Source organism: Oceanivirga salmonicida (assembly GCF_001517915.1).
GTDB classification, from domain to species: Bacteria; Fusobacteriota; Fusobacteriia; order Fusobacteriales; family Leptotrichiaceae; genus Oceanivirga; species Oceanivirga salmonicida.
This window is the reverse complement of record NZ_LOQI01000007.1, coordinates 1-24093: the sequence shown is the minus strand read 5'-3', so window position 1 is coordinate 24093 and position 24093 is coordinate 1. Positions and strand designations below refer to the sequence as shown.

General features: G+C 25.8%; 29 protein-coding genes and 3 tRNA genes. 4 read left to right on the top strand and 28 right to left on the bottom strand.

Translation table 11 applies throughout. The features are described from left to right. The first annotated feature begins 31 nt into the window (after positions 1-31). The 4 genes from AWT72_RS01705 to hemW all read left to right on the top strand — a co-directional run bounded on the left by AWT72_RS01705 (position 32) and on the right by hemW (position 1433). Positions 32-107, top strand: a tRNA-Val gene (locus AWT72_RS01705). Positions 108-114: 7 nt separating this feature from the next. Beyond that, positions 115-191 (top strand) — tRNA-Asp (locus tag AWT72_RS01700). A 12-nt stretch (positions 192-203) separates the two neighbouring features. Continuing rightward, positions 204-279: transfer RNA gene (locus tag AWT72_RS01695), tRNA-Phe, on the top strand. 59 nt (positions 280-338) lie between these two features. Continuing rightward, positions 339-1433 carry a radical SAM family heme chaperone HemW gene (gene hemW / locus AWT72_RS01690; protein ID WP_067139864.1) on the top strand — a complete coding sequence of 365 codons (1095 nt, stop codon included), beginning with the start codon at positions 339-341 and terminating at the stop codon, positions 1431-1433. 37 nt (positions 1434-1470) lie between these two features. On the opposite strand, the gene nadN is transcribed toward hemW, so the two are convergent. From nadN to AWT72_RS01550, 28 genes are all read right to left on the bottom strand, one after another. After that, positions 1471-3252, bottom strand: coding sequence for an NAD nucleotidase (gene nadN, locus AWT72_RS01685; protein WP_067139861.1), 1782 nt, complete (start codon positions 3250-3252; stop codon positions 1471-1473). Between the two features lie 125 nt (positions 3253-3377). Further along, positions 3378-3680: a ribosome hibernation-promoting factor, HPF/YfiA family gene (gene hpf / locus AWT72_RS01680; protein WP_067139858.1), complete on the bottom strand. Its 303-nt coding sequence runs from the start codon at positions 3678-3680 to the stop codon at positions 3378-3380. Between the two features lie 9 nt (positions 3681-3689). Next, positions 3690-4325 (bottom strand): ABC transporter ATP-binding protein, encoded by a 636-nt coding sequence (locus tag AWT72_RS01675; RefSeq protein WP_067139855.1) that lies wholly within the window; start codon positions 4323-4325, stop codon positions 3690-3692. An 8-nt stretch (positions 4326-4333) separates the two neighbouring features. Then, a complete protein-coding gene (locus AWT72_RS01670) occupies positions 4334-5482 on the bottom strand; it encodes an ABC transporter permease (protein ID WP_067139852.1) in 1149 nt (382 codons plus the stop codon). Between the two features lie 7 nt (positions 5483-5489). After that, the gene (locus AWT72_RS01665) at positions 5490-5960 is read right to left on the bottom strand and encodes a hypothetical protein (protein WP_067139848.1); all 471 of its coding nucleotides are present in this window, start codon (positions 5958-5960) and stop codon (positions 5490-5492) included. Next, entirely contained in the window at positions 5961-6329 is a 369-nt protein-coding gene (locus AWT72_RS01660) for a septum formation initiator family protein (protein ID WP_067139845.1), read from the bottom strand. It lies immediately after the preceding gene. Between the two features lies 1 nt (position 6330). Next, positions 6331-6789: a transcriptional regulator NrdR gene (gene nrdR / locus AWT72_RS01655; protein ID WP_067139842.1), complete on the bottom strand. Its 459-nt coding sequence runs from the start codon at positions 6787-6789 to the stop codon at positions 6331-6333. 1 nt (position 6790) lies between these two features. Continuing rightward, positions 6791-7246 carry a PTS sugar transporter subunit IIA gene (locus AWT72_RS01650; protein WP_067139839.1) on the bottom strand — a complete coding sequence of 152 codons (456 nt, stop codon included), beginning with the start codon at positions 7244-7246 and terminating at the stop codon, positions 6791-6793. Next, positions 7233-7817: a DNA repair protein RecO gene (recO, locus tag AWT72_RS01645; RefSeq protein ID WP_067139836.1), complete on the bottom strand. Its 585-nt coding sequence runs from the start codon at positions 7815-7817 to the stop codon at positions 7233-7235. Before recO ends, AWT72_RS01650 begins: the two co-directional genes overlap by 14 nt. Continuing rightward, positions 7805-8284: a hypothetical protein gene (locus tag AWT72_RS01640; RefSeq protein WP_067139833.1), complete on the bottom strand. Its 480-nt coding sequence runs from the start codon at positions 8282-8284 to the stop codon at positions 7805-7807. The genes recO and AWT72_RS01640 overlap by 13 nt, the downstream gene beginning before the upstream one ends. Further along, positions 8281-9108 carry a rod shape-determining protein MreC gene (gene mreC, locus AWT72_RS01635; protein ID WP_067139830.1) on the bottom strand — a complete coding sequence of 276 codons (828 nt, stop codon included), beginning with the start codon at positions 9106-9108 and terminating at the stop codon, positions 8281-8283. The genes AWT72_RS01640 and mreC overlap by 4 nt, the downstream gene beginning before the upstream one ends. Before the next feature lie 3 nt (positions 9109-9111). Then, positions 9112-10545, bottom strand: coding sequence for a UDP-N-acetylmuramoyl-L-alanyl-D-glutamate--2,6-diaminopimelate ligase (locus AWT72_RS01630; RefSeq protein WP_067139827.1), 1434 nt, complete (start codon positions 10543-10545; stop codon positions 9112-9114). A 3-nt stretch (positions 10546-10548) separates the two neighbouring features. Next, positions 10549-12264, bottom strand: coding sequence for a proline--tRNA ligase (locus tag AWT72_RS01625; protein WP_067139824.1), 1716 nt, complete (start codon positions 12262-12264; stop codon positions 10549-10551). A gap of 68 nt (positions 12265-12332) precedes the next feature. Continuing rightward, positions 12333-12686, bottom strand: coding sequence for a hypothetical protein (locus AWT72_RS01620; protein WP_067139823.1), 354 nt, complete (start codon positions 12684-12686; stop codon positions 12333-12335). Positions 12687-12702: 16 nt separating this feature from the next. Continuing rightward, positions 12703-12924 carry a hypothetical protein gene (locus AWT72_RS01615; RefSeq protein WP_067139820.1) on the bottom strand — a complete coding sequence of 74 codons (222 nt, stop codon included), beginning with the start codon at positions 12922-12924 and terminating at the stop codon, positions 12703-12705. A 10-nt stretch (positions 12925-12934) separates the two neighbouring features. After that, positions 12935-15001, bottom strand: a complete 2067-nt coding sequence (gene recG / locus AWT72_RS01610) for an ATP-dependent DNA helicase RecG (RefSeq protein ID WP_067139817.1) — start codon at positions 14999-15001, stop codon at positions 12935-12937. After that, complete coding sequence (gene rdgB / locus AWT72_RS01605) at positions 14994-15569, bottom strand: RdgB/HAM1 family non-canonical purine NTP pyrophosphatase (protein WP_067139814.1); 576 nt, start codon at positions 15567-15569, stop codon at positions 14994-14996. The genes recG and rdgB overlap by 8 nt, the downstream gene beginning before the upstream one ends. A gap of 136 nt (positions 15570-15705) precedes the next feature. Beyond that, positions 15706-16143: a PTS sugar transporter subunit IIA domain-containing protein gene (locus AWT72_RS01600; RefSeq protein ID WP_067139811.1), complete on the bottom strand. Its 438-nt coding sequence runs from the start codon at positions 16141-16143 to the stop codon at positions 15706-15708. 1 nt (position 16144) lies between these two features. Next, entirely contained in the window at positions 16145-16957 is an 813-nt protein-coding gene (locus AWT72_RS01595; protein ID WP_067139807.1) for a PTS system mannose/fructose/sorbose family transporter subunit IID, read from the bottom strand. Further along, positions 16947-17708 (bottom strand): PTS mannose/fructose/sorbose/N-acetylgalactosamine transporter subunit IIC, encoded by a 762-nt coding sequence (locus AWT72_RS01590; RefSeq protein WP_067139805.1) that lies wholly within the window; start codon positions 17706-17708, stop codon positions 16947-16949. Before AWT72_RS01590 ends, AWT72_RS01595 begins: the two co-directional genes overlap by 11 nt. 15 nt (positions 17709-17723) lie before the next feature. Continuing rightward, the gene (agaV, locus tag AWT72_RS01585) at positions 17724-18197 is read right to left on the bottom strand and encodes a PTS N-acetylgalactosamine transporter subunit IIB (protein ID WP_067139802.1); all 474 of its coding nucleotides are present in this window, start codon (positions 18195-18197) and stop codon (positions 17724-17726) included. 11 nt (positions 18198-18208) lie between these two features. Then, on the bottom strand, positions 18209-19186 hold the full coding sequence (lacD, locus tag AWT72_RS01580) for a tagatose-bisphosphate aldolase (RefSeq protein ID WP_067139799.1): 978 nt from the start codon (positions 19184-19186) through the stop codon (positions 18209-18211). A gap of 9 nt (positions 19187-19195) precedes the next feature. Next, entirely contained in the window at positions 19196-20344 is a 1149-nt protein-coding gene (locus AWT72_RS01575; RefSeq protein ID WP_082680499.1) for an SIS domain-containing protein, read from the bottom strand. A 371-nt stretch (positions 20345-20715) separates the two neighbouring features. Beyond that, entirely contained in the window at positions 20716-21525 is an 810-nt protein-coding gene (locus AWT72_RS01570) for an SDR family oxidoreductase (RefSeq protein ID WP_067139793.1), read from the bottom strand. Between the two features lie 6 nt (positions 21526-21531). Then, a complete protein-coding gene (locus AWT72_RS01565) occupies positions 21532-21891 on the bottom strand; it encodes a PTS glucitol/sorbitol transporter subunit IIA (RefSeq protein ID WP_067139790.1) in 360 nt (119 codons plus the stop codon). Positions 21892-21913: 22 nt separating this feature from the next. After that, positions 21914-22915, bottom strand: coding sequence for a PTS glucitol/sorbitol transporter subunit IIB (gene srlE, locus AWT72_RS01560; RefSeq protein ID WP_067139788.1), 1002 nt, complete (start codon positions 22913-22915; stop codon positions 21914-21916). Positions 22916-22928: 13 nt separating this feature from the next. Next, on the bottom strand, positions 22929-23471 hold the full coding sequence (gene srlA, locus AWT72_RS01555) for a PTS glucitol/sorbitol transporter subunit IIC (protein ID WP_067139785.1): 543 nt from the start codon (positions 23469-23471) through the stop codon (positions 22929-22931). Between the two features lie 18 nt (positions 23472-23489). Continuing rightward, the gene (locus AWT72_RS01550) at positions 23490-23924 is read right to left on the bottom strand and encodes a transcriptional regulator GutM (RefSeq protein WP_067139782.1); all 435 of its coding nucleotides are present in this window, start codon (positions 23922-23924) and stop codon (positions 23490-23492) included. Between the last annotated feature and the right edge of the window lie 169 nt (positions 23925-24093).

Sequence of the window (24093 nt, the reverse complement as noted above, 5' to 3'; positions counted from 1 at the left end):
TATATTAATTTTGTAGTAAAATTCATTTGTTGGTCGCATAGCTCAGTTGGGAGAGCACCTGCCTTACAAGCAGGGGGTCACTGGTTCGAGCCCAGTTGTGACCACCATTAATTTGGAGGTGTAGCTCAGATGGTTAGAGTGCTTGCCTGTCACGCAAGATGTCGCGAGTTCGAGTCTCGTCACTTCCGCCAATAAATATATATGCCCAGATAGCTCAGTTGGTAGAGCAAAGGATTGAAGCTCCTTGTGTCCATGGTTCGATTCCGTGTCTGGGCACCATTAAATTATTAGCTAGATACTAGCTTTTTTTTTATAATAACTACGAAAGGAATATAGCAATGAAAAAAAACATAGATGCCATATACATACACATACCCTTTTGCAATAGGAAATGTTCTTATTGTGATTTTTACATACTGACTAATATGGCAAGAGAATACGATAGATATGTAGATTATATAAAAAAAGAGATAAATCTATACCCAAAGTATACATATGATACAGTATATTTTGGTGGAGGAACTCCTTCTGTTTTAGGTATAGAAAATATTAAAAGTATAATTTCAACTTTAAATTATACAAAAGATGCAGAAATTACTTTGGAATTAAATCCAACTAATATGAACTTAGATAAACTAAACGAATTAAAAAAATTAGGTGTTAATAGACTTAGTATAGGTATACAAAGTTTTAATGATGATATACTAAAACTTATGAATAGAGAACATAATAATGCTGATGGTATAAAAACATATTATGATGCTAGAAAAGCCGGTTTTGATAATATATCACTTGATTTAATTTTTGCAGTACCTACACAAACTCTTGAAATATTAGAACATGACTTAGATATGATAGAAAAATTAAACCCTGAACACATTTCCATATATTCACTTATTTGGGAAAAGAAATCAAAATTTTATAAATTACTTAAAGAGAAAAAAATAATGGCTCTTAGTGAAGAATTAGAGACTAAAATGTTCTTAAGAATTATTGAAAGATTAAAAGAAATGGGTTATGAACATTATGAAGTTTCTAGTTTTGCAAAAAATAAATTATACGGTAGACATAACGTTAAATATTGGGAAAACAAAGAATTTATTGGAGTAGGTATAAGTGCTTCTAGTTATTATGATGATAAAAGATTTGAAAAAATAAAAAAACTAAAAACATACTATGAAATGCTAGATAAGGGAATTGTTCCAGTAAATGAAACTACAATTGAAATAGTTGATGAAAAAGAAAGAAAAAATTTAAAATATATATTAAGCCTTAGATTATTGAATAAAGGTATTGATATAGCAGAAGATAAAAAAGAAATTATAGATAAATTAATTAAAAGAGGTTTATTACAAATAATTAATCAAAAAGTACTCTTAACTAGAAAAGGGTTATTATTAGCAGACACAGTTTGCATAGAACTTATGGACTAAAAAAACTAAGCTTTTTAAGGCTTAGTTTTTATATAGTCTATTTTTTATTAATAGGATTTTTTGCATCATAATGGAATATTACATTAGAATCTGAATAAGTTTTAAATTCAGGATTTAATTTCATAAATTTAATTAAACTTTCAGCATCAGGTAAGAATGTATCTTCTGCTCCTCTTTCTTTAAATATTTTTCCGAAAGTAGCATATCCATCTTTTCCACCAGCTATATATGCATTAGTTCCTACTACATATTCTTTACTTTCATCTATTAAACTCCACGCACCAGTCTTAGCATCTTGTATTTCAACTTTTACTAATCTTTTACCATTTGCATCTTTATATTGATTTGCTTCATATCTTATACCTGCTCCATATGGGAATGCTCCTGTTGAATTAGTTGATGCAAAATCTATAGCATCTTCTAGTACTTGTTTAATTTCAGCACCTGTTAATTTCATTAAAACTAAAGTATTTCCAAATGGTAATATAGTATATGCGTCATTATATGTCATTACACCTGGTTCTATATTTGCTCTAACTCCACCAGAATTTTGTATAGTTAAATCTATATGTGCATTTTCTCCAAAACTTCTCATTTGTGTTAACATAGTTTCAGCGATAAATCTAGTTGCAACTGAACCTTTTGGATTATCTTTATTAGGTATTCTATTTTCTGAACCACCTGGCATTGATTCTCCAACTAATTTACCTACAACTTCACCACCTAATGATTTCTTTTGTTTTTCATATTTAGAAAGTATTTCAGCCGCTACTTTATCTGCTTTCGCTCTAACAAAGTATGGATTACCATCTAATTTATTTAAGATTGCTTGTAATTCTTTTCCTTTAGGATTATATTTTTTACCATTATTATCTTTTCTTTCAAAATAATTTGTATGATAGGGGATTAATGGTTGTGCTTTAATTTTAGTTATTAATCCATCTTCATTAAATTGAACTTCTAAATCCCCTACTATTTGTGAATAAGACCACGCTTCAACTACTACAACTGGCTCATTACTAGGGCTTCTAAATACAGTTGGGTATTCACTTTTAACAGGTAAACCTAATTCTCTAAGAGAATCATTACCAAATAAATAATGTGTATCTCCTGTAATTATTACGTCTATTCCTGAAACTTTTTGAGCAATTTCAAAATTCTTTTCTGCTCCTGCATGAGATAATAATATAATTTTATCTATACCCATTGCTTGTAATTCTTTAACATATTTTTCACTTGCTTCTATTTCATCAACAAATTTAATATCTTTACCTGGACTAGAAGAATTTACAGTTTTTTTAACTACATCTAATCCTATAATTCCTATTTTTTCTCCATCTATTTCTTTAATAGCATAAGGTTTCCAATAATTTTCTAATATACTACCTTTATCAGGATTTACATTAGCAGATATTGTAGGGACTTTTAAATAGTCTAAGAATTTTTTTAATCCTTCATTACCAGCATCAAATTCATGATTTCCTAGTGTGAAATAATCTAAACCAGTTACATTCATTAAATCAGCATCTGCTGACCCACCGAATAAAGTAAAATACAGAGTTCCTGTAATAGCATCACCTGCATGTAATACTATGGGATTAGTTTTTGTTTTCTTTAATTCTTTTATTATCCCAACCATTTCAGGATAACCACCTATTTTAACCTTAGTTTTAACACCATCTATTTTCATATTAACAACTGATGGTTCTAAATGTGAATGATGATCGTTAATGTGAATTAAATTTAGTGCTATAGGTTTAGATGCAAATAAAGTTGCAGATACTAATGCTGATATAGCAAAAATTAATTTTTTTGACATAAAATAACCTCCTATTTTTATTTATATTATATTAATACTCTATTATTATACCCTTAATATCGCTATTAGTAAATGATTTTTTTTAAATTTCTTTCAAAAAAGAACCCCTAAAGGGTTCTTTTAAATTATTTATTTTGCTTTTTTTCTAAATGTTTTCTAACTTGTCTAGTTAATTTATCAGCTAATAAATCTATTGCTGTATACATATCTTTATCTATCTCTTCTATTCTAATTGTCTTACCTAAAATATATAAAGTTGCACTTGCTTTATGTAATGTTCCTTCTGTTTTTGTTTTTTCTACTTCAATTTGAACGTCCATTTTATTAATATCTTCGGTATATTTTTCAACCTTAGATAATTTTTCTTCTGCATAATTTTTAATTGCTTCTGTCAAATCTAAATGCTTCCCACTGATAATAAACTTCATAATAACCTCCTATATACTAACTAATTTAGCATTTTTAAGCATATACTTCTTATTTGCTATATTAGCCAATTCAATACTGTGGGTAACTATTATTATAGCCTTATTTTTTTCCTTATTTATTTTTAAAAACAACTCATTAATGTTAATACTATTCTCAGTATCTAAATTACCAGTTGGTTCATCTGCTAAAATAATTTTAGGATTATTTATTAAGGCTCTTGCAATAGCCACTCTTTGCTTTTGTCCACCTGATAATTCACTAGGATAAAAATCTAATCTATCTCCTAAACCAACTAAACCTAACAATTCTTTGGCATGTTCATATACTTTATTTTTATCTTTACTATTTCTAAGTGCTGGCATAGCAACATTTTCAATAGCAGTAAATTCTGGCAACAAATGATGAAATTGAAAGACAAAACCAATATTTTCTGATCTTGTTCCTTCTAATATTATTTTACCCTGATATTGTGTATCAAGCAAGCCTAAAATATTTAATAAAGTAGATTTACCACTACCAGATTTTCCCTGTATAGATATTAAATCTCCATCATTCACTACAAAATTTATATTATCTAATATTTTTATTTTTTCTACTTTTGTTTCATAAATTTTAGTTAAATTTTCTAATCTTAAAATTTCCATATTTACTCCTATAAATTAAATTTAATAGCTTGTGTTGTATCTAATTTAGCAGCATTTCTTGCTGGTATTATAGAAGCTAAAAACACTAATACTAGCGAAACTAAATAAATTATTAATACTTCACTTAGTTTTATATCTATAGGTAATTTTGATAGATAATATGTATTACCTAAAATGGTTTCTGATAATAGTGATAATCCTTTTATAGCAATAGGACTTAGTATCATAGATACAACTATACCGGATATTGCAACAAATATACCTTCAAATAAAAAGATTTTCATTATATTTTGTTTAGTATAACCAAATGCTTTTAATATACCTATATCATTAGTTTTTTCTCTAACAGATATATTTAATATTACTGCAACAACAAAACTTGCTATGATAAATAAAAAACTTAGTATAGTTATCAAAATAAACTTTTCTATTCTTATAGCTGATAATAAATTAGAATTTTCATCAGCCCAAGTGTATGCATATAAATTTGAATCTTTTAATATTATTTCATTTTTAAGTTTATCTAATTTAGTTATATCACTAGGATTTTTAACATTAATATTTATTGATGTTATTTTATTTCCAACTTCATTTAATATTTTACCAACTTCTAATGGAACTATTACTAAATTACTATCATAAGGTAAAAAACCTGTTTTAAATGTTGCGACTAATCTTAATCTTATTTCTTTTCCTTTAAGTGATAATACATTAATATTATCTCCTATATTAGCACCTATTGATTTTCTAAGTTCTTCTCCTATAACTACTGTATCTAAATCCGAACTTAATAAATTCCCATCTTCTATATTAACATTTAAACTTCCAATATCAGTTGCTTTTATTAAAGGTATTATATTTTGTCCATCATATTTAATAAAACCTTGTATATCAATAGCTGCAGTTTTATTAATTATTTCACTGTCATTAATATTAGAAATTGTATTTTCATATTCATTCTCACTTTGATCTATATATTTAACTGTTAAATGTGGATTAAGTGAAAGTAATGAATTAAGTGTATTTTTAGTTAAACCACCTGAAACTGCAAGTGATGTTATAAAAACTACTAAGGCTAATGAAATAGCCGTAATAGAAATTATAGTTTGAAATTTTCTTTCTTTTATATGCCTGTATGCAATAAATAATTCTACCATATTACTCCTATTTTTCTACTTTTTTGCCAGAAATTTTTGATATTATTGTTACAAAATCAATACTTTTATTTAAGTTTAATCTTATAATATATTTTTTCTTTTCTGAAATTAATTCTAAACAACTATCAAATTTAGTTCCACCAATTCTAGCCATTACTATTTTTAAACTGTCTACTTTCGTTAAATCAATTACATTTTTTTCAAATATAAGTTTTTTATTTTCTATGATTAACTTATAAGTAAGAACTGTGTATATTGAATAAATTACATATGAACTTATAAAAAGCAATAAAATCACTACAATAATATTTAGACTGTGTATATTTCTTACTGTATATAATATATTAATACTTATTATTAATATAAACAAAAAAACTTTTAAGTAATAACTTTTTGATATTGTAAAAATATATTTGTCTTGAATTTCTGTTATATTATTTGTTTTCAATTTTTCAAAAAATTGCTCTATTTTATTCAATTATTTATTCTCCTTTTCTTTTTTTATTTCTTTTTCATCTTCATTTTTTTCTTGATTTTTATCTTTTTCTTGATTTTCTTCTTTATTGTCATTATCATCTATAAATTTATATAATTTTTCTCCATCCTTAGACATTTTCAAATTATTTCTAGATATTTTTTCAATATGACTTATTTTTTTTGTATCTTCTATTTCTTGTTTTAATTTTTCATTTATTTTCTTTTCTTCTTTTAATTTTTCTTCTAATATTTTAGTTTGTTCTTTTTGATAGGCAATTTTAGCCCTTCTAGCAGGTATTGGTCTTAAAATACTAATTATTAAGAAAATCATTACTAAAAGAAAAATAATTTTATATATATTTTTTTGCATATTACTTACCTTTTTCTGCTTTCAATTTATTTACTATTTCTATAAAGCTATCTAAATTCTCAAATTTATTATACACAGATGCAAATCTAACATAGGCTACTTCATCTATATCTATTAAATTATTTAATATTATATCTCCTATTTCAGAACTTTTTATTTCTTTTTTATAATTTTCCCTAATTTGCATCTCAATTTTATCAACTAATTCAATTATTTTATTATGATCACAATTTCTTTTTTCGAAGGCCCTTATAATTCCATTAAAAATTTTTTCTCTTTGAAATAAAGAAGTAGTTCCATTTTTTTTGAGTACTAATAAACTAGGAAGAGTAGCAGATTCCATAGTATTAAATCGCTTACCACACTCTCTACATTCTCTTCTTCTTTTTATTGAATTGTTTTCTACTAATCGTGAATCTACAACATTAGTGTCCTCATGTTTACAAAAAATACATCTCATTTTAACTTTCCTTCAATCTTAAAATTTCTCCAATTTCATCTTTAGTTTTAGCATTTAATAATTTTTCTCTAAATTTTTCTTCTTTTATAAATCTTGAAATTTTTGCTAATAATATTAAATATTCTTGTGATAAATTTGTTGGTGCTAAAAACATAAAAAATAATTTTACTTCTTTATTATCAATAGAATTATATTCAATAGGATTTTCAGAAATACCTATTGTCATTATTATTTTATCTACTCCACTAGTTTTAGCATGCGGTATGGCAACACCTTTTCCTATTCCCGTACTTCCCAAATTCTCTCTTTCAAGTAAATCATCATAACATTTTTTAGCATCATTTACTTCATTACAATTTGCTAAGCCTGAAAAAAGTTCTTTTAATATACTTTTTTTATCTTTAGAACCTAATTTTAAATTTATAGCCTCTAATTTTAAGTAATCACTTATTTGCATTTCTACCAACTCCTATCATTATTTGTGTATAATCTATATCTACCCCTAAATAATCATTAATATATTTTTCTATATTTTTTAAGGTTTTAAAATTTATACTATTATCATATATTCCAATATCTAACATAACTTTTTTCAAATATGAGTTTAAAAATTTATCATTAAAATTTTCTGATTTAAGTAAACTGTTATCTATGTTTTCTAAATAATTTAATACTTTTTCTACTCTATCGTACAATAAATGTTCAACTACACTATATGTTAAAATTTTATTTAAAGTATATACAACATACATTGCCATTTGCAATTTATCAATATTACTATATATCTTATTATACCCTATTTTCATATTATAGTTCATTAAAATATAGTTATCATTTGTTTTTTTTAATTCACATTCTATATATGAAATTGGATTAAGACTTATTTTTTCTTTTTTATTAGTAGATCTTACTCCATATGCTATTGCATTTATTTTACCATATTTTTTTGTAAATAATGAAATACTCACATTAGATTCATTTACATTTTTTCTTTTTAATACTAAAGCTTCATCTTTTAATATTTCCATATATAATTTATTTCTTCCTCATCGCTCACAAATTTTATACTACTTATTTTATTATTTTTATATTCAAAATATATTTTATATAGTTCTGACTCTATACGCTTTATTTTTTTATTTTCAACTATATATTTTCTACCATCTTTTACTACAGTTTTATCAATTTTTTGTAATGTTTTTAATGCTAATATTATATCATTATCTTCATTTACATAACTTTGTTTTACCGTTTGTTTTAATTTAGGATAATATACATACTTTTCACTATCAGTATATGTATATATTTCTCCCTTATTTACCTTAGGTTCTAATATTTCTACTCTAATTTTATTTTTCTTATAATCTATATTATATTTCTTATGATATTTTTTCCCTGTTTCTTCTATTTGTGCTGCAAAATCTTTATTAAAAAAATCTACTGCAAATGAATTCAAACTTAGGAAAATAACTATTACATATTTTAAAAATCTCATTTTTTCACCTCTTTTATCACTAATACAAAATTTATATTGGCATATTTATATTCTGGTTTAAATACTAATTCTTTCGTTTCCTTAAATTCTTTAATATCTCTTATTCCGTAAGTACCTATATATATGTCTTTTATAATAAAGTCACTTATACCTGATGTTTTTATTTCAAATCTAATATTATTATAATCATTTATATCAGTATTATAATTTTTAACTGAAAATGTTCCATTCCCATTACCCCTTAATATACCTAAATAACTATCATTTAATATAACACTTATTTTTGTGTCCTTATTAACTAGTAATTTAACTTTTGAATATGTTGGGAAAGTTTTTTCAATTATTCCTATCATACTTCCTGAATATATTACAATTTGTCCATTTTCTATATTGTCATTACTTCCTTTTTTAATGTACATGACATCATTTGAATAAGCATCTTCTACTAATTTAACTTCTGCTACTGTAGTTTCGTACTTAATATCTTTTTTTATTTCTAATAAATTTCTAAGTTCTAAATTTTCCCGTACTACATTTTTTAATCTTTTCAAATCAAATTCTTGTTTTTGATATTTTCTTTCTTTTTCTTCTATTTTTTTTATGTACTCAGCACTATTTGAAACTATATCAATCTTTGTTTTAAAGTTTTTAATATCATCATATATAATTGATTTAAAATTAACTAAATTATCATTCAAATGAATTGTTCCTGTTTTAACATAGTTAAAAGCAGTAAATATAGGTTTTTTTAAAACTATTATAGAAATTATAATAAGTAATATTTTTATTATTCTTTTTACGTTTATTTTATTATATCTTCTCATATACTACTTCCTTATATTTTTTAATACTTCTTCCTTATCCGAAAAATGTATTTTGTTAGTTCCTATTATTTGATAATCTTCATGACCTTTACCAGCTATCATTAAAGAGTCATTTTCTTTAAGCATTAAAACTCCCATTTTTATAGCTTCATCTCGTTTAGTAATTTTTTGATAATTAGTATATGCTAATTCTATTAAGCCTTGCTCTATATTATCAATTATTTCATCAGGATTTTCAGTTCTTGGGTTATCTGATGTTAATATTATATAGTCAGAATACAATGCTGCTTTTTTAGCCATAATAGGTCGTTTAGTCTTATCCCTATCTCCACCTGCTCCAAATATACATATAACTCTACCTTTTGTTATTTCTTTAAGAGTTCTTAATACATTTTCTAAACCATCAGGTGTATGTGCATAATCTACAACTATTTTACAATTCTTATTATTTGGTATTAATTCAAATCTTCCAACCACAGCATCAATTTTTGATATTTTATCAATTATATATTCTATATCTAAACCTAAATTTGTAAGCATACTTATGACTCCTAGTATGTTATATAAATTATGTTTCCCCATAAGTTTAGTATCTAATCTATATTTTTTATTATTATATTCTATTTCTACCTTCATTAATTCATTGGTATACTCTAAAACTTTTCCTTTAATTTTACCTGTTTCTATTCCAAAACTTATGCTTTTTTCCTTTATAGTTAAATCTTTTATAGTCGAAACATATTTATCATCAGTATTTATACTTATCTTGGCATCTTTTTTTAATAAATCTATAATCCTACATTTCGCATTAAAATATTCATCAAGTGTTTTGTGATAATCTAAATGGTCTTGTGATAAATTTGTAAATATTGCACCATCAAATTTTAACATATCTACACGCCCCATTGATAAAGCATGTGAACTAACTTCCATTATAAAATACTCTACCTTTTTTTCTACTGATTTAGCCATTAATTTGATTAAATCAAGTGATTCAGGTGTAGTATTATTTGCATTATAATACTCATCTAAAATTCTATAATTTGTAGTTCCTATTCTTGAACTATTTGGCAATATATTTTCTAGTATATATGTTGTTGTTGTTTTACCATTAGTTCCAGTAATACCTAATATTTTTAGATTTTTTTCTGGATGATTATATATATTAGCAGCAATTTTTCCTAAATTGTTTCTTAAATTTTCCACATAATATATATTAACATTGTATTTAGATATATCTATATTTTTATCATCTACTAATACTATACTAGCACCTTTTTCAATAGCATTTGATATATAATTTTTACCATCTACTATGCTACCTTTCATAGCAACAAAAATATTTCCTTTTTTTATTTTTCTAGAATCATATTCTATACCAGTATATATATCTTCATACAATTTTTTTAACACTTCATATTTTATATTTTCAAACATTTTTTATTCTCCAAGCATAATTTTTACCGTATCTAACACCTTATCTAAACTTACTTCTTTGCTTTCATTAGTTTTTCTACTTTTAACTTCAACTATACCTTCACTTATTTTATTTCCAACCACAATTTTAATTGGTATTCCTATTAAATCAGCATCTTTAAATTTAAATCCTGCCTTTTCTTTTCTATCATCAAATATTGCATCTATATTATTATCTAATAAATTTTTATATATTTGTTCAGATTTAGTTAAAATTTCTTCATTATTTATATTAGTTGCTATAATATCTACTGTATATGGTGCAATAGATACTGGCCATATTATTCCGTTTTCATCATTAAATTGTTCTATTGCTGCAGCTGCTATTCTTGATACACCTATACCATAACAACCCATAATTACAGTTTGTAATCTACCATTTTCATCTAATACTTTTGCATCCATAGCCTTACTATATTTATCACCTAGTTTAAATATATGCCCTACTTCAATACCTCTAGCAATTTTTAGTTTTCCTTTACCATCTGGTGATATATCGCCTTCTCTTGCTGTTCTAATATCTGCTACTACATCATATCTGATATCACTTAAATTAGTATTAATATAGTGATAATTCTCTTTATTTCCCCCTATAACAAAGTTATAAAGATATTTAACACTTTCATCCATAACTATTTGAATTTCTTTAGGCATATCATTAGTTGGTCCCATATACCCTTTTACTATATTTAATAATTCTAAATCTTTTTCATCTACTAATTCTAATTCCACACTTAAACCAAAAGCGTTTTTTACTTTTATAATATTAACGTCTAAATCTCCCCTAATTAAAGCCATGAAATATTTAATTTTGCCTTTAATATCTCCTTTAAATAATAAAGATTTTACTGTCTTAGTTTTAGGAATATCTAAAAAATTAGATAATGCTTCAATAGTTTTTACATTAGGAGTTTCCACTAACTCCATTTTCTTAGGTTCTTCTTTGACTTGTTCTAATTCAATTATACTTCTTGCTTTTTCTACATTTGCTGCATAATCACTTGTATCTGAATAAAGTATATCATCTTCACCTGCACTTGCTAAAACCATAAATTCATGACTTTCAGCACCACCTATAGAACCCGTATCTGCTTCAACAGGTCTAAAATTAAGTCCGCATCTATTAAATATATTAATATATGTTTGTTTCATATTCTCATATTCAGCATCTAAACTATCTTGTGTTAAGTGATAACTATATGCATCTTTCATTATAAATTCTCTACCACGCATAAGTCCAAATCTTGGTCTCATTTCATCTCTAAACTTAGTTTGTATTTGGTACATGTTTATAGGTAATTCTTTATATGAATTTATCATATCTTTGAATATTGCAACTGAAACTTCTTCATGTGTTGGTCCTAATACAAAATCTCTTTGATTTCTATCTTTAAATCTCATAAGTTCAGGCCCATAGTCATTAAATCTACCTGATTCAATCCATAAATCAGAAGGTTGCATTATAGGCATAAGAAGTTCATTAGCACCAGCCTTATTCATTTCTTCTCTTACTATATTTTCAATTTTTTTTAGTACTTTTAGACCGAGTGGTAAATACGTATAATTCCCCCTAGAAATTTGTTTAATCATAGATGCTCTCAACATTAATTTATGATTTATCGCTTCAGCCTCTTTTGGACTTTCCTTGTATGTTTTTATCAATAAGTTTGAAAATCTCATTGTTCCTCCTAATTTTTTTTGATTATCTTATATTATATCATTATTTTAAAGTTTTTTTAAGTTTTTTTTCATTTCTTTTCTCTATTTATATATAAATCAAACATAATTTTTTTAGCTTCTTCTAATGTCAATTTTCTTTGAACTTCTTCCATTTTGCTTTCTATTCTTTTTTCAGTCTCTGTTAAAAATTGTATTCTATCTTCATCATTATTTGAAATATTTGCTAATGTATACAAAATATATTCTTCAATTTTAAATTTTTCTTTTTCATTTTTTAAATCTAGTTTTTTTGAAATACGATTCATGCCATCTAACATAATACCCATATTTTTTTGCTTAACTTCGCTTAATTCTCTATGCCCTATTGTATTACAAGAAACAAACGTAAACATTGCTAATACTACCACTAATACTTTTTTCATCATTCTCTCCTTTTTTTTACATTAAATCATAAGAAACATACAGATAATCTGAATATGGTGTAATTATTTTATCTTCTTTTAATTCTATTTTTTCTATATTATGATCAAATTTTCTATTCATTTTCCTTATTTTAATATTCATTTTAACATTCTCATTTGAATTTGCTTTTTTTACTTCATGTTGCACTATTTTGCAAGATGTTATTAATAATACTGTTAATATTAACAAATTCTTCATCGTGTTTCCTCTATTCTTTATGTTTATTATCTTGCTTATTTTTAATATCTTTTATTAGATATTCATTATTTATTTTACCATTATGTTCTTCTAAATATTTTTTAACAAATTCTTTTACTTGTTCTATTTCTTTAATATTTTTTACTATATCTAGCAATACTAAATCTGAAATTCCACTTTGTTTAAGTCCAAATATTTCCCCTGAATTTCTTAATTTTAAATCTTCTTCTGCAATTTTAAAACCATCTGTTTCATTTTCTAATATTTCTAATCTTTTCTCAGATACTTCATTTGTAGTTGTTGATTCTAAAAAACAATATGCTTTTTTGTCTCCACGACCAACACGTCCCCTTAATTGATGAAGTGATGATAAGCCAAATCTTTCAGCACTTTTAATCAACATAATATTTGAATTAGGCACGTCAACACCCACTTCTATAACTGTTGTAGAAACTAATATATTTATCTTATGTTCTTTAAAATCATTCATTACTGTTTCTTTATCTTTGTTTTTTAATTTACCGTGTAATAATCCTACATTGTATTTACTAAATTTTTCTTTTATTTCATCATATAATTCTAGCACTGAAACCATTTTTAATTTTTCACTTTTTTCAATTAATGGTGCCACTATGTATACTTGTTGACCATCAGATAATTTTTTATCTATAAACTCATACATTTTTTCTTTTTGCTCATCAGTTTTAATATATTTTGTAATTACTTTTTGTCTACCTTTTGGCATTTCATTTATTGTACTTATATCTAAATCGCCATAAATAGTTAATGCTAATGATCTAGGTATAGGAGTTGCACTCATAAATATCATATTTGAAATATTAGATTTTTCTCTTAATGCATTTCTTTGCTCTACACCAAATCTATGTTGTTCATCAATTACAGTAAGTGCTAAACTTTTAAATATTACATTTGTTTCTATCAATGAATGTGTTCCTATTACTATATCTACTTCTCCATTAGCAATATCTGATAATAATTTTTCTCTTTTTTTACCCTTAACTGAACTAGTTAATAGTTTTACTCTAATTTCTAAATTTTTAAAATTCTCTTGCACATTATTATAGTGCTGTGTAGCTAATATTTCAGTTGGAGCCATCATAGCCGTCTGATAATTATTTTCAGCCATATATAGCATTATAATCATCGCTACAACCGTCTTACCTGAACCTACATCTCCTTGTATAAGTCTATTTATTATTTTTCCTTTTTTTATTTCATTGTATATAGTAGTTATTACTTTTTTTTGCGAATTTGTAAGTTCATAATTAAGACTTGCTATATATTTTTTTACTAACATTTTGTTATCATTTGTAAAGTATAAATGTTTATTATTCTTATCAATTAAATATTTATTTTTTAAAATACCCATTTCTAGGACCATAATTTCTTCATATGTAAATCTTCTTATGGCTAAATCCAGTGCTATGCTATTTTCTGGAAAGTGTATATTAGTTATTGATTTTGTTCTAGACATAATTTTGTTGTTATATAAAAAATCTAGGGGTATATTTTCTTGTAATAATACTCCATACTTATCTATTGCATTCTTTATTAAATCTCTTAATTTTTTTTGATTTATTCCCTTAGTTAGAGGATAAATAGGTTCTAAATTAACACTAGAATTTAATGTCGATATATCAGCACTTTTTTTATAACTTGGATTTATCATTTGTATTCTAGCCGCTTTTTTTATCTTAGCAGTAACTATTAAATCTGTTCCCACCACTATATTAGAATAAACATATTTATTGTTAAACCAAATAAGTTCAATAAAACCTGTTTCATCTGATAAAATTGCAGTAACCATTAATCTATTTTTAGCTAAATATCTCCTATTTATACTTATTATTTTACCTTTTACTATAGCTGTTTCTCCGTCATAAGTATTAATTATTTTTTTATACACGGCACTATTTTCATATGCTCTTGGAAAATAGTAAAATAAATCATATAAATTATATATATTTAAATTTTTTAAATTTTTAATAGTTACTGTTGTTAATCCTTTTAATTTTATATTCTCTAAATCTTGAAATAAAGCATCATATTTAGTCATTTATAAATTCCTTAAATTTTTCAAATGCTCTTGCTCTATGACTAACACTATCTTTCTCTTCTATGCTTGCCATACCAAAAGTCTTTTTTAAATCAAAACTATAAAACACAGGGTCATAACCATGCCCATTAGTTCCTTCTAATTTTTTTGTAATTAATCCCTTAGTCTCTCCCCTAAAATGATAATATCTTCCATCAGGAAATACTAGTGTTAAAACACATACAAATTTTGCATTCCTATTTTTACCATTAGTTTTATCTACTTCTTTAATCAATGCCTCACATCTATCTTTATATTCAGGTAAATGATTCATGTATCTTGCTGTATGTACACCTGGTTTATTATCTAATGCTTCTACTTCTAACCCAGAATCATCTGCTAATACTACTTTATTAGTATATTCAGATATAGTTTTAGCCTTTATATATGAATTTTCTTCAAAATTTATACCATTTTCTTCTATATAAGGCATATCTATGGTTACGAACTTAACATTTAATTTTTTAGCCATTTCATTGAATTCTTCTAATTTTCCCTTATTAGAAGTTGCTAATATTATTTCTCTCATATCACACCTCTTATTTTATTAAATATACTACCTATACTATACCATTTATTATGATAAGTTTCAATTTAAATAATTTTTGAATTATATAATAAAAATACTTTCAAAACAAAAGTTTCAAAAGTATTTCATCATATCTCTAAATTCCATCTTCTAAATCATCATTATTTGAATTACGCATTACTAATTTAAATTCTTCAATTTCAGATTTACCAGTTTTTAAAGCTATTTCAACTGCTTCAATTAAAGATATATCTTCCATTTCAGATGCTAACATCATTAGCATTGGAACATTTGTTCCAGATATTACCGATACTTTTCCAGACAATTCCAAAGAAATTTCTGAACAAATTTTAAATGGTGTTCCTCCTTTAATATCAGTTAAACATATTACTCCATCAGTATTTTCTAAAAATTCATCTATTTGATTTTTAATCTTTATTTTTAAATTTTCAGATGTTTCTTCTTCAATAAAATCAATATATTTTATATTTTCATTTACTCCAAATAACATTTTTAATGTTTCAAATATACCTGATGACACTTTACCATGTCCTGTTAATAATATTGATACCATATTAAAGAACTCCTACTAATGCTCCAAGTATTCCTATTGCTAAAGTTAAGAATACTAGTATAGTTGCAGAAACATTTTTTCTAATTAAGTATAACATTAAGAATGTGTAACATACTGGTAATAATCTTGGCATAACTCCATCAAATGCTTTTTGTAATTCAACAGTTGCCTCACCAGCAGGTATTGTAACTGTAACTACTAGATTAATAAATGTTGCTATCATTGCACCAACTACTGTTAATCCTAAGATACTAATTGCCTTAGTAAATCTTTCAGTATTTTCTTTTAATGTAGTTATTGATCTAACACCCGTTTTATAACCATAGAACATTAGACCAAATTTTAATGAAAATTGCATAACATTAAATAATACTATAAATATTATTGGTCCCATTATTGAACCTTGCAAAGCAAATGATGCTCCTAATCCTGATGCTATTGATAAGAATGTTAACCAGAATAATGAATCTCCTATACCACCCATAGGACCCATAGTTGAGACTTTTATTGCTCTTATTGTATCAATATCTTCTTTATTTTCTTCCATTGCTATTACTAAACCTAATATGAAAGTAATTAATAACGGATGAGTGTTAAAAAATTCCATGTGCATTTTCATTGATTTTTTCAAATCTTCTTTATCAGTATGAATTGCATTTAAACCTGGTAATAAACTAAATAACCAACCTGCTGCTTGCATTCTTTCAAAATTAAATGCTGCTTGACAGTAAAATGAACGAATTGCCATTTTCTTTAGTAAAGAAGATGTTATGACTTTTTTTACTTCTCTATTTATATATTTATTAGATTCCATCTTCTTCATCTCCTCTCGTTGCTACTACTTTTCCAGTATTTGAATAATAATCATAGAGTGCTATTGAAAGTCCTGCTAATGTTATAGCAACTAAATCTAATTTTAAGTATGCCGCTAATATGTAACCAACAATTAAGAAACCAAAGTATTCTTTTTTTAACATTATATTTAATAATAATGCAAACCCTATTGCAGGCATCATTCCACCAGCTACACCAAATCCATGAACTAACCATTCTGGTAATGCAGATATTAAATTTTTAACTGGTTCAGCACCATAATAAACGAATAAGAATGAAACTCCACCAAATAATACAAATCTAATCATTAATTGTAATAAAATTATAAAATTAATTCCACCAGTATTTGCATCATCAGCACATTTATCTCCATAACTCATCATTCCTGAATATAGTGCAAACATTAATGTAACTATAATTTGCCCTATTAATGCTAATGGTACTACTACAGCTATTGCTTCTTTTGCATCTATTCCTGTTAATAATGCTAAAGAAATACCCATTACTCCCCCAACAACAATGTTAGGTGGTTGAGCACCTGCTAATGGAACTAATCCCATAAATATTAATTCAACACTTCCTCCAACAATTAGCCCTTTTTGTAAATCTCCTAAAATTAATCCAATTACAAGCCCTGCTATTATAGGTCTATGAAGTGATTGCAATCCATCAAATTGTTCAATTCCAGCTATACCTGCATAAATAGCAATTAATAATGCTTTAATAAACATAAAAATATCTCCCCTCTATAATAACTTCATTATATCTTTACCTAAATCAGTAGGAACTCCCTTTACGGTAAGTTTCACTCCAAATTCAGATATTTTTTTAAATGTTTTTATATCTTCTTCATCAACAGATACAGTTGGCGTTATTTGTTTTTTTCCTTCTGCAAAATGCATGTTTCCAACTATCCATTCAGGAACTACTAATCCTTTTTCAGTTAATGCTAAAACATCTTGTGGTGTTTGGCATACTAATAAGATTTTTTGTCTATCTGCCGCTTTATGTATTACTGCCGCAGTTTTTTCAATAGTAAAATATCTTGTGTCAATTCCTGCTGGAACTACCATATCCATCAAACTTTGTTGTACTGGATCATTAGCTGCTTTGTCATTAGCAACTAAAATCAAATTTGCCCCTATACTATTAACCCATGTCATACCAACTTGTCCATGAACAAGTCTATTGTCTATTCTTGCTGCTAAAATATTTGCCATAACATTACCTCCTATTTTTCTAATTTATATTTCCAAGATGTCGCAGTTCTTACTAGAACTTCATTTAAGCCTTCAATATTTTCTTTACATTCTGTATTTAAGAAATCTATACATGCTTTTTCACCATTACTTGCATAAGGTTTTATAGAATCTTTCCAAGTTGCTCTTCCACATAATACTCCATTAAATTTAGCTTTTGATTCATATGCTAATTCTAATGATTTTTTAAATAAATCCATACTTACCCCGCCACTTAGGAATATATATGGTAAATCAGTTGAATTTGATTGTTCTAAATAGAATGCTTTTGCTTCTTCTTTGTTATAAACAACTTCTTGTCCATAACCTTCAACAAAATTCATATCTACTGGTATTTCTACTTTTAAAACATCTACATTATATCTTGCCTTAGAAAATTCTTTCATTGCTTCTATTACTTTTCTAGGTCTAACTTTTGCATATTCTTTACCTGTTAATCCTTTTTCTGAATATGAAACTATTTCTAAGAAAAATGGTATATTTTCTCCCATACATTCGCTTCCTAATCTTTCAACAAATATATGTTTTTTCTCATTTATTTCTTTTTCACTATCTATATCATAGTATAGTAAGAATTTAATAGCATCTGCTCCTTGCTCTTTTAATCTTCTTACTGACCATTCATCTAGTATATCTGGTAATCTTCCTTTTTTAGTTGCATCATAACCTGTTTTTTCATATGCTAGCAATAAACCACATTCTTTATCTCTTACTCTAGTTGCAGGTAATCCATACTCAGGATCTAAAAGTATAGAAGTTGAGTACTTAGTTAAATTAGAAGAAACTAATTTCTTGTAATCTTCTATTTTTTCAGCACTTACTTCTCCTTCAATATGAGCCCCTATCATCTTTTTAATTGATCCTCTTTGGTCTATAGCCAACGCCCCTATTAAACCATCTTTACTAGATAATTTTTCTAAAAATTTATATTTGTTCTCTGAAATTTTCATCTGTACCTCCTACTTAAACTTATGAATTTCAAATTTTTTTACTACTCTATTTACTTCACCTGTTGGAAATGGATTATCTGTTGTTAATCCATAACTTTGTGATTTGAAAAATGCATACATTTGACCATATATTAAATAAGTTAATATTGCAGTAACTTCATTTACTGTTTTTACATTTTCAGGATGTATACATAAATTAGATACATTAGATATTTTAACTGGTGTTATACTATATGAAACTAACATGTCAACTACTTTTTCATTATACATTTCTTCATATAATCCTAAATCATATTTTCTTGCATACTCGTTTACAGAATTACATAAGAAAACTATTGTTTTATCATTTAGTATTGCTTTTGGTCCATGTCTAAATCCTAAAGTAGTATCAAATTTGGCGACTGCTTTACCTGCTGCTAATTCTAATACTTTTAAAGTTAATTCTTGAGATAAACCTTTAAAATGCCCTGAACCCAATACTATTATTCTTTCATGTTTTTTATTTGCTAACTCTTTCATTACTTCAAGTTTAGATTCTAATTCTATTTTCGCAGTTTCTATACTATCAAGTATATTATCAGTAGTGTAAAATATTAAAATTCCAAATAATAGCATAGAACTAAAACTACTTGTCATTGCAAACCCTTTATCATTTGTCCCATCAGGCATAATATATAGGAAAGTATTTTTTTCAATTTTACTTCTACTTGCAAGTTCTCCATCCTTATTGCAAGTTATAAACAAATGATAAACTTCATCAATTAATTCATTAGCCAAATCAACACTCGCAACACTTTCAGGAGAATTTCCTGATCTTGCGAAAGAAACTAATAAAGTTTTTTTATTCTTTTTAAAATACATAGTAGGATTATTAACTATATCAGTAGTTGCTACTGATCTAAAATTGTATTCTCCCTTACTATTAAGTAGTGGTTCTAATATATTACCAACATATTCAGAACTTCCTGCACCTGTAAAAATAATATCAAACTCTTCATTTAAACCAATTTCATTAAAAAAATGTTTTATATTTTCTTCCTTTGTCTTAAACTCTTCAAATAGAGTTTTCCATATATTGGGTTGCGAACAAATTTCATATGCTGTATTATAAGAATTTGTTTGCTTTAATATCTCTTCATCAATCCCTAAAATTTTCATTAAATCCTCCTTCAAAGTGGTAGATACCACCCAATATAAGATAGCTTGATTTTATAATTTTGTCAATACTTCTAAACTTTTTTTATTTATATCTGATTATTAAATATTATACTTTGATACAGAAATTTTTCAAGATAATTTCAAAGTCATTTTAAATAATATGTTAACTTAATTAACATTTAAATTTTTTTAACATAAACTAACAATATAGTTTTATACATATAAGTGTAATATTAATCACTTATTTCTTGTTGATAAAAATTATATTTTTTTTGATAATTTATTAATCATTTTATCAAAATATTAAAAACAAATAAAAAACGAGTAAAATTTTTTTTACTCGATTCTTTTTTCGTATAATTTGTTATACTCTAACCTCTTGTCTTTCCACCAGCAACATTACATGTAGTTCCATGTATGTAGCTTGCTCTTTCACTAGATAAATAAACTACTGTATCTGCTATTTCACTTAATTTTCCAACTCTACCTAATGGAGTGGTTGTTGTACTCTCATAGCCTTTTCTAATTTTATCAACAATAATTCCTCTAGTATATGCCAATGCCTCTTCATAAGTTAGAGTTCTTAATCCAGTTGCTTCAATTATTCCTGGTGCTATACCGACAACTCTTACTCCATATTTCCCTAATTCTTTACACCAAGTTCTTGTTAAAGAATTCATTGCATTTTTACTTGCTGCATAAATTCCTTGACCTTCTGAACCTTCCATTCCACATTCAGAAGAAACATTAACTATAACACCAGAATTATTAGCCGTCATAATTCTTGCTACAGACTGTGTCATAAGAAAAATTCCTTTGACATTTATATCCATTATTTTATTATAAATAACTTCATCTAATTCATATTGACTTCCTGGATATTTAGTATCAACTAATAATCTAGGAATATTAATTCCAGCATTGTTAACTAAAATATCTATTTTCGAATATTTTTTAACTGCTTTATCTACTACATTTTCAACATCTTTTTTTACTGAAACATCTCCTTTAACATATAACAAGTTTTCCTGATTTTCACCTTTAAATTCTGGTTTTTCAGAAATATCATTTACTATAACATTACATCCTTGTCTTAAATATTCTTCTACTATAGCTTTTCCTATTCCTGATGCTCCACCAGTAACTAACACTATTTTATCTTTTAAATTTAACCAATTCATTTTTTTCTACTTTCTAATTATTTTTATTTTTGTTCCTATTACAATATTTTTATTAAATTTTTTATCAACTACTATATTTCCAGATAAAAGATTACTTATATCTCCTGTAAAATTAATTGTTAAATGCCCCAAATTAACTAAATTTTTTTCAGCAACTTCTCCAATTTGCAATATTTTATAATCATCATCACCAATATATATAATATCTCCTGCAACAATTCTACTTGTTGTAGATTTTATATCAATTATATAACAATAATCTGCTAATGTATCAGGCACACCATCACCAAAAAAAATAATAGTGTCTGCTCCAAACTCATCTACAAAATTTCCTATTTTTTTTACAACATTTTCATAAATTATCATTTAGTCTCCTAATTTTATAATTTTAACTATATAATCCTATACTTGCTATCCATGCAACTATTACTCTTGGCACACCTATTAAAAATCTTGAATAAAGAACTGAAACAACTCCAACTTCAACTGTTTCTGGTTCAGCTTCTGCTAAACCTAATCCAACAGGTATAAAATCACAAGCACATTGAGTATTAATTGCAAATAAAGCTGGTAATGCTAAACTTGGTGCTATATTCCCCTTACCTATTTCAACTCCGATTAATGTTCCTATAATTTGTGCTATAACAGCACCAGGTCCTAGTAATGCAGATAAAAATGGTATAGAGCATACAAATCCTAGTATTATTAAACCGTATATATTCCCAGCAAGTGGTGTTAATAATGAAGCAAACCAATTACCAAATCCTGAACCTTGTATTACTCCTATTAACATAGCAACAAATGCCATAAATGGTAATATTGTTGTTATCATTGATTGAACTGCATCTCTTCCAGCCTGATAAAATATATTTACTACTCTACCAGTTCCCATACCTATTTTTTGTATAATAGAAGATTTTGAATTTTTTGCAATTGTTTCCGAAACTTTTTTATCTGCTGAATATTTAAATTCTTTTTTATTTTTTTCTTCTACTTTTTCTTTTTCTATTTCATAATCTTCATCTACTGAATTTATTTGTTCTAATCCAACACCTGAAACATAAATGTCTTCTTTAATGTGTATTGATAATGGTCCACTTGGTCCTATTGGCATAATATTTACGGTAGGTATTCTTTTTTGAGGATATATTCCACATCTTAAAGTTCCCCCACAGTCAATAATAACTAAAAAAATTTCAGAATCTGGTACTGATGTTTTAAAACCATTTACTGCTATACATGATGTCAATTCAACTATTTTTTCAACTATTTCAGGTTCTGCTCCACCTCCAGTTATATAAACTAATTTATTTTTTTCCTTAGTTGGCGTTACAAATAAGGGCCCTCCAAATCCACCATGTCCTTTTTCAATTTTTATCGTTTTAAACATAACTCCCTCCTAATTATTTAAGTGTATTTTTTAATATTATATTTTGTTGTTTCATAACAATTTTAGTCGTAAAGTCTGTAATCCAACCAGCAAAAAAATTCATTACTAAACCAACTAATAAATATCTAATAGCTAATGGTGTTATATTTAATCCTAATTGTTCAACGCCAGTTGCTATACCCAAATAGATAAATATTTCTCCCACATTTATATGTGGAAATACCCCACTATTTGTATGACAATGATAACTTGCTGATGCATAATAACTAGGTTTCATTCTTTCAGGTAAAAATTTACCCATAGACAATGCCATAGGATTTGCTAACATAAATGCTGCTAAAAATGGTAATATTCCGTATGCTAATATTACATTTTTTGAACATATTTGGGCAAATGTATTAATTTTTTTTGGTCCTATAAGTGCTATTAAAGTATTCATAAATACTAACAACAATAATACTTTAGGTATAATTCCTACTACCCAACTTATGAAAACATTTCCACCTGTTTCAAATAATCCATTAAAACTTGATGCTAATGATACTAGTGTTTCCATATTTCCTCCTTATATATTTTATTTTATTTTTTCAATAATTTTACCAAATAAACTTTTTGGCAATGGTATTTCTTCACCACAATTAACTTTTTTAAATGTTTCAACACTATCCAAAATAGCTTCTGTCAGTGATAAAGACAATTTTTTATTTAAACACATTTCTTTTGTAATACAAATTATTTTAGTGCCATTAAAAATATCAATTTTTTTAAATCTCGCTAATACAGTAACTCCTTGCATATATGCCCCGTCTAATATTTCATTATTGGAATTTAATGAAAACATAACTATGGCTCCTGCTCTAAATCCACCTTTTTTTTTACCAATGGCTACTTTCCCATTTTTTCGTAATTTTGAATAAAATATATTAAAATTTTTTATTTGCATAAATGTAAAAATATATTGCAAAATAAAAGAAATTAGTAATAATATTATTATAGTTATAATATTCATTTATCTCCTTTCTATTTTATAGTATTATATACCCCCCCCCCCCCTATAAAAGTCACGTCTTTTTCTCTTTTTTTTTTATAAAAAAAAATTAAATAATCAAAATTCTAATTATTTATTTTATTTAATTTTAAAAAAATATTTTTTTAAATTATTTTTTCATTCCTTTTTT